Origin of the sequence: Enterobacter sp. BNK-34, from assembly GCF_048684445.1 — a bacterium.
Lineage (GTDB): Bacteria > Pseudomonadota > Gammaproteobacteria > Enterobacterales > Enterobacteriaceae > Enterobacter > Enterobacter pseudoroggenkampii.
This window is the reverse complement of record NZ_JBLQUA010000001.1, coordinates 4,399,062-4,411,706: the sequence shown is the minus strand read 5'-3', so window position 1 is coordinate 4,411,706 and position 12,645 is coordinate 4,399,062. Positions and strand designations below refer to the sequence as shown.

General features: G+C 61.3%; 7 protein-coding genes. All 7 read right to left on the bottom strand.

The window, feature by feature from the left end; all coding sequences use genetic code 11:
• Positions 1 to 25 precede the first annotated feature (25 nt).
• A complete protein-coding gene (gene baeR, locus ACMGG5_RS21750; RefSeq protein ID WP_335245162.1) occupies positions 26 to 748 on the bottom strand; it encodes a two-component system response regulator BaeR in 723 nt (240 codons plus the stop codon).
• Positions 745 to 2,148 carry a two-component system sensor histidine kinase BaeS gene (baeS, locus tag ACMGG5_RS21745; protein WP_420278498.1) on the bottom strand — a complete coding sequence of 468 codons (1,404 nt, stop codon included), beginning with the start codon at positions 2,146 to 2,148 and terminating at the stop codon, positions 745 to 747. Before baeS ends, baeR begins: the two co-directional genes overlap by 4 nt.
• On the bottom strand, positions 2,145 to 3,560 hold the full coding sequence (locus ACMGG5_RS21740; RefSeq protein ID WP_420278497.1) for an MFS transporter: 1,416 nt from the start codon (positions 3,558 to 3,560) through the stop codon (positions 2,145 to 2,147). Before ACMGG5_RS21740 ends, baeS begins: the two co-directional genes overlap by 4 nt.
• Complete coding sequence (gene mdtC / locus ACMGG5_RS21735) at positions 3,561 to 6,638, bottom strand: multidrug efflux RND transporter permease subunit MdtC (protein WP_420278496.1); 3,078 nt, start codon at positions 6,636 to 6,638, stop codon at positions 3,561 to 3,563. It lies immediately after the preceding gene.
• Entirely contained in the window at positions 6,639 to 9,761 is a 3,123-nt protein-coding gene (locus ACMGG5_RS21730; protein WP_090419602.1) for an MdtB/MuxB family multidrug efflux RND transporter permease subunit, read from the bottom strand.
• Entirely contained in the window at positions 9,761 to 10,963 is a 1,203-nt protein-coding gene (locus ACMGG5_RS21725; RefSeq protein ID WP_420278495.1) for an MdtA/MuxA family multidrug efflux RND transporter periplasmic adaptor subunit, read from the bottom strand. The genes ACMGG5_RS21730 and ACMGG5_RS21725 overlap by 1 nt, the downstream gene beginning before the upstream one ends.
• Positions 10,964 to 11,176: 213 nt before the next feature.
• On the bottom strand, positions 11,177 to 12,529 hold the full coding sequence (yegD, locus tag ACMGG5_RS21720) for a molecular chaperone (RefSeq protein ID WP_420278494.1): 1,353 nt from the start codon (positions 12,527 to 12,529) through the stop codon (positions 11,177 to 11,179).
• Positions 12,530 to 12,645: the final 116 nt, after the last annotated feature.

Below are 12,645 nucleotides of genomic sequence, written 5' to 3'. Positions count from 1 at the left end.
TAGGGCGGGTTTCTTCGTCGAAAGGTCACGCAATCCTGCACGCATCCGCTTCCCAGCGATACCCCACGCCATACACCGCGCGGATAAAAGACTGCTCGGCGTCCAGCGCCTCCAGCTTGCGGCGCAGGTTTTTGATATGGCTGTCGATGGTGCGGTCGGTTACCACGCGATAATCGTCATACAGGTGGTTCAGCAGCTGTTCGCGGGAGAAGACTTTGCCCGGCTCGTGGGAGAGGGTTTTCAGCAGACGGAACTCCGCAGGCGTCAGGTCCAGCAGCTTGCTGCGCCAGCTTGCCTGGAAGCGGCTTTCGTCAACAATCAGCGGGCTTTCGGCGTCCAGCACCTGAAGCTCGCGCTGCGGCCTGCAGCGGCGCAGAATGGTTTTTACGCGGGCGACCACCTCGCGCGGGCTGTAGGGTTTGCAGATATAATCGTCTGCGCCAATTTCGAGCCCCAGCAGGCGGTCGATCTCTTCAATTTTGGCGGTAACCATGACGATCGGCACGTCGGAGAAGCGACGAATTTCCCGGCACAGTGTCAGTCCGTCAACGCCCGGCAGCATTAAATCCAGCAGGATCAGGTCCGGCGGGGTCTGGCGCACGTATGCCAGCACTTTATCGCCGTGGCCGATCAGCGACGGGGCATAGCTGGCCGCGCGTAAATAGTCGATCAGCAGCTGCCCAAGCTTGGGCTCGTCTTCCACAATCAAAATGCGCGGCGTGTTTTCGTCAATCGGTAACTCGGTCATACTTCCCTCGATAAATCCCGTTCCAGAGGTAACTCTACTGTAATGCTAACCCCGCCAAAAGGCGAATGGGCGGCGCGGATCGTGCCATTATGCGCCTCGACGATGTTAACGCAAATCGCCAGCCCCAGGCCGGAACCGCCGCTGGCGCGGTTGCGGGAGCCTTCGGTACGGTAGAAACGTTCAAACAGTTTTTCCAGCTGTGCGTCCTGCACGCCGGGTGCGGAATCCGCGAAGGTAAGGGCAAAGCGCCCGCTTTCCTGTCTGCCGGAAATCAGCAGCCCGCCGCCGCTGTCGGTGTAGCGCAGGCTGTTTTCCAGCAGGTTGTTGAACAGCTGCATCAGCCGATCTTTGTCGCCAAACACCACCGCGCTGTCCGGCAGGGAGAGGTCGATTTTCAGGTTGCGGCTGGCAAAGCGTTCGCGGAAGGCGCCGCTCGCCACCTCCAGCACGTTAATGACGTCTACGGGCGCCTTCTGGTAGGCCAGTGCGCCTTCGTCGGACATGGAGAGCTGGTGGAGATCGTCCACCAGCTTGGTGAGCGTGCCCACCTCTGCCTGCAGAGAGGCCACCGATTCGGGCGTAAACTGGCGCACACCGTCCTGAATGGCCTCCAGCTCGCCGCGCAGCACCGCCAGCGGCGTACGCAGCTCGTGTGAAATATCGGCCATAAAGTCGCGGCGCATCTGCTGGTTTTTCTCAAGCGTGCTGGCGAGCTGGTTAAAGTCCTGCGCCAGCTTGCCCAGTTCGTCCTGGCTGCGGGTATCGACGCGAGTAGTGAAATCCCCGGCGGCGAGCTTGTGCGTGCCTTCCACCAGGCGTTTCACCGGGGCGAGCAGACCGCGCGCCAGCGGAAAGGTGGCGAGCGCGGCGAGCAGCGTGGAGAGAGCGACAATCAGCCAGCTTGTGCGACGCTGCTGGCGATCAAAGTTGATGTCGGTGTTGCGCGTCAGGCGCTCCACCGGGGAGGCGATCACCCAGCCAACGGTGGCGTTATTCACTTTAATCGCACGACGGGTGCCGTCCGGCGGTATCGGCGCACGCGGCCCAACCAGGGGGCGCATATCCTGGTCAATCACCCAGAACTGGGTGCGCCAGCCGTGCGGCGGCATGCCCGGACCCGGACGATCGTCGCCGGTATCGTGCTCCAGCGAGCGCAGGATCTGGAAAATAAAGCGGTCGTTATTGCGCAGAAAACGCCAGTTGCCGTGCTGGGCGTACTGTTCACTCAGCGCATCGCTTAAGCCCTGCAAACGCTGCTCATTGCCATGCTTGATGTAATCAATAAAACCGCGCTCGAAGCTGACCCGCACCGCCCAGTGCATGGTGATCAGCAGGACGATACAGGTGGCAAATATCGCCACAAATAGCTTGCCGGTAATGCCCGGACGCCAGAATTTCATGAGCCACTCCTTTTGCCGCGCCTGATGACGACGTTCTTGCTGGTATCATCCGGCACGCGGGCGAAGATGAAAGCGGGCAGGGCGATGATGACCGCCATGCTGAGATAGGTATACAAAAAGACCTGATGCGCCACCGGCGTGTCGACGCTGAGGTGGTGCTGGCCGTACATGCCGAGCAGTAACCCCGCGATAGTCACGCCCACGCTCATGGAGAGTTGCATGATCATCGACAGCAGGCTGTTGCCGCTGCTCGCCAGATCGTCCGGCAGATCCTTCAGCGTCAGTGTATTCATCGACGAGAAGCGCATGGAGTTGACGATCCCCTGGCAGAACAGCACCAGCGGCAGGACATAGTACCAGCCCATCAGCGCCACGGACATAAACAGCAGGCTGACCAGCGCCAGCCCCAGCGTGGCGGTTACCAGCACGTGACGGTAGCCAAAGCGGTTCACCACCTGTACCACGATGCGCTTCATTCCCATGCTGCCGAGCACCATCGGGATCATCATCAGGCCCGCGTGGAACGGCGAAAATCCCATCCCGATTTGCAGGAAAACGGGCGTCATAAACGGCAGCATGCCGCTGCCGACGCGCCCGGCGAAGCTGCCGAACAGGCCAAGGCGATAGGTAGGGTTTTTAAACAAGTTCAGGCTGAACAGCGCTTTATCGTTACCTCTGGCATGCCACAGGTACCAGAGTATAGCGGTAACGCCGAGCGCGATCAGGAGCCCGAGCGTCAGGGGCGAAATGCCCAGACCTTTTTGCCCGTCCAGCGCCAGGGTAAGCGTGGCCATGCCCGCCGCCAGCAGGATAAAGCCAAAGAAATCAAAGCGCCGCGTCTGCATTTTGTAGTTCGGCATCAGCGTGAGGGTGGCGATGGCGCCGATGATGCCAACAGGAATATTGATTAAGAAGATCCAGTGCCAGGAGGCGTACTCCACCAGAATGCCGCCGAGCGCCGGGCCCAGCAGCGGCCCCACCTGACCGGGCAGGGTGACAAAGGTCATCGCCGCCATGTACTGCTCGCGCGGCACAATCTTCATCACCGTTAGCCGCCCGACGGGCACCATCATCGCCCCGCCGATACCCTGCAGCACGCGCGCCATCACCAGCTGGTCGAGGGTATTGGCCTGGGCGCAAAACAGCGAGCCGGTGGTAAACAGCACGATGGCGGTAAAGAAGATATTCCGCACGCCGACCTTATCGGCCAGCCAGCCGCTGGCGGGCAGCATCACGGCAACCGTCAGCACGTAGGAGACAATCACCATGTGCATATGCAGCGGGCTCTCCCCCAGGCTTTTCGCCATGGAGGGGAGGGCGGTGTTGACGATGGTTGTATCCAGCGACTGCATAAAGAAGCCGAAGGCGACTATCCATAACTGCCAGCGAACGTTAGCGGGGAGATCGGTCATCTACTCAGTCACCGTGGTTCTGTTTTTACGCGAAAAGCGCAGCCGCAGGCGGTCGAAGAACAGATAGACCACCGGCGTGGTGTACAGCGTCAGCAGCTGGCTCATCACCAGGCCGCCGACGATGGTGATCCCCAGCGGCTGGCGCAGCTCCGAGCCGTCGCCGCCCGAGATCACCAGCGGCAGCGCGCCAAACAGCGCCGCCAGGGTGGTCATCATAATCGGACGAAAGCGCAGCAGGCAGGCCTGGAAGATCGCCTCTTCCGGCGACAGATTGCCGTTGCGCTGGGCATCCAGCGCGAAGTCCACCATCATGATGGCGTTTTTCTTCACGATGCCGATTAATAGCATGATCCCGATGAGCGCGATAAGGCTGAACGGCGCGCCGAACAGCTCCAGCGCCAGCAGTGCCCCCACGCCCGCCGACGGCAGCGTCGAGAGGATGGTCAGCGGGTGCACGTAGCTCTCATACAGCACGCCCAGCACAATATAGACCGTGGCGATGGCGGCCAGAATCAAAATCACCTGCGAGTTCATCGTCTCCTGGAACACCTGCGCGGTCCCGGCAAAGCTGCCGCGCACGGTGGACGGCACGCCAAGCTGGGTCATCGCGCGGTTGATCGCGTCGCTGGCCTCAGACAGTGACGAACCGGCGGGCAGGTTAAAGGAGATGGTCGATGCCGCCGACAGCCCCTGATGGTTCACCGACAGCGGCGCGTTGGCAGGCTGCCAGCTGGCGAAGTAGGAGAGCGGAATCGCCTTGCCGTCGTTGTTAATCACAAACATCTTGTCCAGGGCGCTGATGTCCTGGGTATAGCGAGGGTCAACTTCCATCACCACCTTGTACTGGTTCATCGGCTGGTAGATGGTGGAGATCTCGCGCTGGCCGAAGGCGTTGTTCAGCAGGCTGTTGGCGGCTTCAACGTTGATGCCCAGCCGCGACATGGTTTCACGGTCGTATGTCAGGGCCATCTCGGCACCGTTGTCCTGCTGATCGGAGTTGACGTCCGCCAGTTGGGGAAGGGCGGCCAGCGCCTTGCGGATCTTCGGCTCCCACTCGCGCAGGGCGGCCAAATCGTCCGAGAGTAATGTGTACTGATAGCTGGCGTTCGCCTGTCGCCCGCCGACGCGGATATCCTGAACGGCCATCAAAAACAGGTTTGCCCCCGGCTCTTTGGCGAGCTTCACCCGCAGGCGGTCAATCACCTGCTGGGCGGTTTCGTTGCGCTCGCCGCGCGGTTTGAGGGTAATAAACATCATCCCGCTGTTGACGCGCGACCCGCCGGTAAAGCCGGTGACGTTATCCACGGCTTTGTCTTCACGAATGATCTTCATAAAGTCCTGCAGCTTGCCGCGCATGGCCTGGAACGAAATGCTCTGGTCCGCCTGAATGCCGCCCATCAGCACGCCGGTGTCCTGCTCCGGGAAGAAGGTTTTCGGGATGGTGATATACATCCAAACGTTGAGCACGATGGTGCCAATCAGCACCAGGCCAACCAGTCGGGTATGGTTCAGCACCCACTTCAGCGATTTGCCATAGCCCTCCTGCATCGCCATCAGGAAACGGCCAAAGCCTTTGCGGCGCGGCTGCGAGTGCGGTTTGCTGCGCTTGAGCATCCAGCCGCACATCATTGGCGTCAGCGTTAAGGAGATAACCAGCGAAATGCCGATGGCGACGGAGAGGGTGACGGCAAACTCGCGCAGCAGCCGGCCCGGCAGACCGCCCATCAGCAGCAGCGGCAGGAATACCGCCACCAGCGACAGGCTCATGGAGAGCACCGTAAAGCCCACCTCGCGCGTGCCCTGCAGGGCAGCCTGCAGCGGCTTCACGCCCGCTTCCAGATGGCGGGAAATGTTCTCCAGCACCACGATGGCGTCATCCACCACGAAGCCCGTCGCAATCGTCAGGGCCATCAGCGACAGGTTGTTAAGGCTAAAGCCGCACAGGTACATGGCGGCAAAGGTACCGATCAGCGATACCGGCACGGCCACCGCCGGGATCAGCGTCGCGCGGCCGGATCGCAGGAACAGGAAGACCACCAGGATCACCAGCGCGACGGAAATCACCAGCGTTTGCTCCACCTCTTCCAGCGAGGCGCGAATGGTCGGGGAGCGATCCTGGGCAATTTGCAGATCGATTGCTGCCGGGATGGTCTGCTGCAGGTCCGGAAGACGGGCGCGAATGCTGTTCACCGTCTCAATAATGTTCGCTTCCGGCAGCTTGCGGATCATCAGCAGAATGGCCGGTTTGGCGTTGGTCATCCCGGCGTTGCGCACGTCCTGCACCGAGTCGGTGACGCTGGCCACGTCGCTTAAGCGCACCGCGGCGCCGTTGTTATAGTGGATGATGAGCGGCTGGTATTCCGCGGCGGTTTTCAGCTCGTCGTTAGTGTGGATCTGCCAGCGGTGGCTGTTGTCCTCAATCGCCCCCTGCGGTTTACGCACGTTGGCGTTGCTGATGGCGGAGCGCACGTCGTCCAGCGACACGCCCTGGTTGAATAACGCCTGCGGGTTTAACCCTACGCGCACGGCGGGCAGGGAGCTCCCGCCGACGCTCACGTCACCGACGCCGTTAATTTGTGAGATTGTCTGCGCCAGCTGGGTAGACGCAAAGTCATACAGCTGCCCCTGCGAGTACGTATCCGAGGTCAGCGTCAGGATCATGATCGGCGCGTCGGACGGGTTGGCCTTGCGGTAGGTTGGGCGGCTCGGCATCCCGCTCGGCAGCAGGCTTTGTGCGGCGTTGATGGCCGCCTGCACGTCGCGCGCCGCACCGTTAATATCCCGGTCGAAGCTGAACTCCAGAATAATGCGCGTGCTGCCCAGCGAGCTGCTGGAGGTCATCTCGTTGATCCCCGCAATCCGCCCGAGCGAGCGCTCCAGCGGCGTGGCAACGGACGAGGCCATGGTTTCCGGCGAGGCACCCGGCAGCGAGGCGCTGACCATGATCACCGGGAAATCCACCTGCGGCAGGGGCGCCACCGGCAGCAGCCGGAAGCCCAGCACGCCACAGAGGGTAATGGCGAGCGAGATGAGAATCGTCGCCACCGGGCGATAAATGAAGAGGGCGAAAAACTTCACTTATGCCTCCTCTTCACGTTTCGGGAAGCGGCTTTTGGTCCACAGCGCCAGGCGGTCAAACAGCAGGTAGATCACCGGCGTGGTGAAGAGCGTCAGCACCTGGCTCACCAGCAGACCGCCGACCATGCCGATACCCAGCGGACGGCGCAGCTCCGCGCCGACGCCCGTGCTGAGCATCAGTGGCAGCGCGCCGAGCAGGGCGGCCAGCGTGGTCATCAGGATAGGGCGAAAACGCAGCAGGCAGGCCTGGAAAATCGCATCACGCGGCGACATGCCCTGCTCGCGCTCGGCGGCCAGGGCGAAGTCGATCATCATGATGGCGTTTTTCTTCACGATCCCGATGAGCAGGATGATGCCGATGATGGCAATGACGTCCAGCTCGCTGCCCGCCAGCATCAATGCGAGCAGCGCCCCCACGCCCGCCGTCGGCAGGGTAGAGAGGATGGTGATCGGGTGGATAAAGCTTTCGTACAGCACGCCGAGCACGATGTACATCGCCACAACCGCCGCGACGATCAGCCAGATGGTGTTGCCCAGCGCAGCCTGGAACGCCAGGGTGCTGCCCTGGAACTGGGTCTGAATGTCGGACGGGAAGCTGAGCTCTTTTTCAGCCGCCTGAATGGCCTCCACCGCTTCACCGAGAGAGTAATTGTCCGGCACGTTGAAGGAGATGGTGGTGGACGGGAACTGATCCAGATGATTGATCGACAGCGGGGTATAGCGCTCTTCCACCGTGGCGATAGCGCTCAGCGGCACAATGCCGCCGTCTTTGCTGGTCAGGCGCACCGAGTCCAGCCCCGCCAGGCCGGGCGTGTTCTCCGTATTGTGCTCCAGCACCACGCGGTACTGGTTGGCCTGGGTGTAGATGGTGGAGATCAGGCGCTGACCGAAGGCGTTATACAGGGCGTTGTCCACGTCTGCCATGGTAATACCGAGGCGGCTGGCGGTGTCGCGGTTGACGTTCACGTACGCCGCCAGCCCTTTGTCCTGCCAGTCGCTGCTGACGTCGGAGAGCTGCGGCAGGGTGTTAAGCTTGTTCACCAGCTGCGGTACCCAGGTGCTGAGGGCATCCAGCGTGGTGGCCTGCAGCGTGAACTGGTACTGCGTGCGGCTGACCTGGGTATCGATGGTCAAATCCTGAATCGGCTGCAGGTAAAGCTCAACGCCCGGCACGCGGGCCACGGCGTTTTGCAGCCGCTCAATGACGGCGTTGACGCGATCGTCGCGCTCATCCAGCGGCTTAAGGTTGATCTGCAGACGCGCGCTGTTGAGCGACGGGTTGGTGCCGTCGACGCCGACGTAGGAGGTCAGGCTCTCTACCGCCGGATCTTTCATAACAATCTCAGACACCTGCTGCTGGCGCTGCGCCATATTGGCGAAGGAGACCGACTGCGGGGCCTGAAGCGTGCCCTGAATAATGCCGTTGTCCTGGATCGGGAAGAAGCCTTTCGGGATAAAAATCCACAGCATCACGCTGAGCGCCAGCGTGCCGAGCGCCACGCCGAGGGTCGCCCACGGATGGTTAAGGACTTTCGCCAGCACGCGACCGTAGGCGGCAATAATGCGCTCGAACATGCGCTCGGAGGCGCGCGAGAAGCGGTTTTGCTTGCGCAGGGACTCGTGGCTCAGCATGCGGGCGCACATCATCGGCGTCAGGGTCAGCGACACCACGGCGGAGATCAAAATGGCGACCGCCAGCGTCACGGCAAATTCGCGGAACAGCCGCCCGACGATATCGCCCATAAACAGCAGCGGGATCAGCACCGCAATCAGCGAGAAGGTCAGCGAGATAATGGTAAAGCCGATTTCGCCCGCGCCCTTCAGCGCGGCGGCCAGCGGTTTTTCGCCTTTCTCGATATAGCGCGAGATGTTCTCGATGACCACGATAGCGTCATCCACGACGAACCCGGTGGCAATGGTGAGCGCCATCAGCGTCAGGTTGTTGATCGAAAAATCGAGGAACACCATCACCGCAAAGGTGCCGACCAGCGAGAGCGGTACGGCGACCGCAGGAATAATGGTCGCCGGAACGTTGCGCAGGAACAGATAAATGATCATCACCACCAGTGCAATCGCCAGCATCAGCTCAAACTGGGTGTCGGTGACCGACGCACGAATGTTGGTGGTGCGGTCGGAAAGCACCTTCACGCTGACCGATTTCGGCAGGCTTTCGATCAGCTGCGGCAGCATGGTGCGGATGCTGTCGGCGGTTTCGATAATGTTCGCCCCCGGCTGGCGCTGCACGTTCATCACGATCGCCTGCTGTTTGTTGGCCCAGGCGCCGAGCCAGCTGTTTTCGGCACCTTGTTCTACAGTGGCGATGTCGCCCAGACGCACCGGGGCGCCGTTCTGGTACGCGATAATCAGCTGACGGTATTCATCGGCGGACTGCATCTGATCGTTGGCGGAAAGTGTGACCGCGCGGGTCGGGCCGTCCAGCGAGCCCTTCGCCGAGTTGACGTTGGCATTGCTGATGGCGCTGCGGATGGTTTCGCTGGTGAGCCCCAGCGCGGCGATGGCCTGCGCGTTCAGCTTGACGCGCACTGCCGGGCGCTGGCCGCCCGCCAGGGTGACGAGGCCAACGCCGGAGACCTGTGAAATTTTCTGAGCCACGCGCGTTTCGACCATGTCTTCGACCTGGGTCATCGGCATGGCGGAGGAGGTGACGGCAAGCGTCATGATCGGCGGATCCGCCGGGTTCACCTTGCTGTAGACCGGCGGGTTAGGCAGGTCCGACGGCAGCAGGTTGGTGGCGGCGTTGATAGCGGCCTGTACCTCCTGCTCGGCGACGTCCAGCGACAGCGACAGCTGGAACTGCAGCGTCACGACGGACGCCCCGCCTGAACTCTGGGAGGACATCTGTTTTAGCCCCGACATCTGGCCGAACTGGCGCTCCAGCGGGGCGGTAATGGCGGACGTCACCACGTCCGGGCTGGCACCGGGATACAGCGTCACCACCTGAATGGTGGGGTAATCCACCTCCGGCAGCGCCGACACGGGCAGGAAGCGATAGCCGATAATCCCGGCGAGCAGGATCGCCACCATCAGCAGCGTGGTGGCGACTGGACGGAGGATAAACAGGCGTGACGGCCCGCCTGTAGAGCCTGGGGGCATAACCTGCATCAGGATTTCTCTCCCTGTTTCGCAGGTTCAACCACTTCCACTTTGGCCCCTTCGGTCAGACGGTCAATGCCGTCGGTAACCACGCGGTCGCCTGCGGAAAGGCCAGCGCTGATAACCACCGTCTGGCTGTCCTGAATACCGGTTTTCACCAGGTGTTTGCTGACCTTATTGTCGCCGTTAAGCACCCAGACGAAGTTGCCTTCGTTACCCATCTGCAGCGCAGCGGTGGGGATCACCACCGCGTTTTCTTCGGTGGCGACCAGCATTCGCGCGTTGACAAACTGGTTCGGGAAGAGGGCATCGTCCTGGTTATTAAAGCGCGCCTTCAGCTTGATGGTGCCGGTGGTGGTGTCGATCTGATTATCCAGGCTGAGCAGAGACCCTTCACTTAATTTCTGCTTGTTGGTGCGGTCCCAGGCTTCCACCACCAGGCCTTTACCGGCTTTTTGCGCCTGTACCACGGTCGCAATGTCGCTTTCCGGCAGGGTAAAGACTAAATCGATCGGGTGGGTCTGGGTGATCACCACGATGCCCGTGGTGTCGCCGCTGGAGATTTGGTTGCCGATATCGACCTGTTTCAGGCCCACGCGTCCGTCAATCGGCGCGGTGATGCGGCTCCAGTCCAGCTGCAGCTGGGCGCTGGCTACCGCGGCTTCGTCGGCTTTGATGGTGCCCTGCGTTTCGCTGACCAGCGACTGCTGGGTATCCAGCTCCTGACGAGACACGAGGTTGGTTTTCACCAGCTGCTGGTAGCGGGCCAGATCGCGACGGGCGTTGGCGAGGGTCGCGTTGTCTTTCGCGAGCTGCCCCTGCGCCTGGGCGAGGGCGACCTTAAACTGGCTCGGGTCGATTTCGGCCAGCAGATCGCCTGCTTTAACCTGCTGTCCTTCCTGGAAGTGAATAGCCATCAGCTGGCCGTCGACGCGGCTACGCACCGTGGCGGTGTTGGCGGCGGTAATGGTCCCGAGACCTGTGAGATAGCGAGGAACGGTTTTATTCACCGCCGTCGCCGCCTGGACCGGCGCCAGCGCGCTGCCGCGCATGCCGTGGCGCCCTCCGCCTGCCGGGCGCTGTGCCTGGCTGGTAGCACCAGCGGGTGCGGCGGAATTCGCGGATTGACTGTGCCAGTACCAGGCGGCGCCAAGGACCACCACAATGATGCCAGCGGCGATTGCCCAGCGGGATTTGTTACTGCCTTTCATCGTTATACGTTCTCATCCTGAAGACTTCGGGGAATGATACTAGTTTAGTCAGCTAACACAGCGGAAAAATGGAGGAAATATGGAAGACTGTCAGGAATGGTCTGAATGGAGAAAACACCCAAAACGGCAACATCCGTTGCCGTTTTGGGTGTTTTCTCCCTCTCCCTGTGGGAGAGGGCCGGGGTGAGGGCACCAGACCGCACCGCAACAACACTAGCTAAACATCACCTGCGCCCAGCGTGCCAGCCCTGCGGTAACGGAGCCAAAGTCATCTCCACCCGCAATCGGAATACCCGGCAGCTGTTCCGCCAGCGCTTTTTTAATCAGCGGCGAACGGGCGCTACCCCCGGTCAGGTAGATAACGTCCGGCTTCTCTTTGCCATTCTCCAGCGCCAGCTGCACCTGTTCCAGAATGCGCTGCAGCGGCTGCGCGAGCGCCGCCTCCAGCCCGTCCTGCGAAATGGCGGTGGCCAGTTCGTCGCTGATAAACGGCAGGGAGACCGCCTGTTCAGCGCGATCGGACAGGGCGATTTTGCTCTCTTCCGCGGTACGCACCACGCGGTAGCTCAGACGCTGGCGCCACACTTTATAGAGCAGGGCGACTTTTTCGCCGTCCTGCGCATCACGCATCAGATCGTTCAGGAAGCGGCCGTTGGCGGTGCTGTAAAAATCACTTTGCGCAGGCACGTCGTTGATGGCAATCGCGTTCCACCACGGCAGGATCGGCAGGGCGATGCCTTTTTCCGTTTGGCCGCCCATGCCGAGCAGCGGCATCAGGCTCTTAAATGCCAGAGCGATATCAAGATCGTTACCGCCTACGCGGCAGCCGCTATGCCCGAGCAGGCTATTTTCTCGATCGCGACGGTTATGCCACTCTGGCCCCATCAGCAGCAGGGAGCAGTCCGTCGTGCCCCCGCCGATGTCCACGACTAATACGCGCGTCTCTTCCGTCAGCGTGGCTTCAAAGTCCAGCCCCGCGGCAACCGGCTCATACTGGAACACCACGTCGCGGAAGCCCGCGCGGTGCGCCGCACGCTCAAGGATCCCCTGCGCCTGCTGGTTGGCCTCGTCGCCGCCCAGCCCCTGGAAGTTGATCGGACGGCCAATCACCGCCTGGGTAATCGCATCGGAGACCTGCGTCTGCGCCTGATGACGAATATGCAGCATCATCGCGCACACCAGGTCTTCGAACAGCGCGACCTGCTGCGGCTTCAGGCCGCTGGCACCGAGGAAGGATTTTGGTGACTTAACGAAGTAGACCTCTTCCGGGTCTTCAATGTAATGCCCGAGCGAAGAGAGACCGAACTGCACGCTGGACGGCGTAACGTCGATGTCTTCCTCGCGGTTAAAGCTGACCGCCCGGCGCAGCAGCGCCTGGGTCTCCGCCGCCGTGGCCGGAACCTGATGGTGACGAAACAGCCATTCGCTCACCGCTTCACGCGTCGGTGCGCAGAGCATAGACGGCAGCAGCGTGCTCTCTTTTTCCATTTTCAGGAGCTGTGGCTGCCCGTTTTGCATAATCGCAACCGAGCAGTTTGCCGTACCGTAGTCAAATCCAATAAACACGATGAATCCCCATGCCGGTGAGAAGGGGCGAGACTTTAACGAAATGTCTGCATGGCGACAACAGGAATATGAAAGCAAGGCAATACAGGGTCTTTCCGTTTATGCTGATAACACTA

Excerpts from the sequence above, each read along its gene's own strand:
- ACMGG5_RS21730 (WP_090419602.1), bottom strand. The coding sequence starts at position 9,761 with ATGCAGGTTATGCCCCCAGGCTCTACAGGCGGGCCGTCACGCCTGTTT.
- baeR (WP_335245162.1), bottom strand. The coding sequence starts at position 748 with ATGACCGAGTTACCGATTGACGAAAACACGCCGCGCATTTTGATTGTG.
- ACMGG5_RS21740 (WP_420278497.1), bottom strand. The coding sequence starts at position 3,560 with ATGACCGATCTCCCCGCTAACGTTCGCTGGCAGTTATGGATAGTCGCC.
- ACMGG5_RS21725 (WP_420278495.1), bottom strand. The coding sequence starts at position 10,963 with ATGAAAGGCAGTAACAAATCCCGCTGGGCAATCGCCGCTGGCATCATT.
- baeS (WP_420278498.1), bottom strand. The coding sequence starts at position 2,148 with ATGAAATTCTGGCGTCCGGGCATTACCGGCAAGCTATTTGTGGCGATA.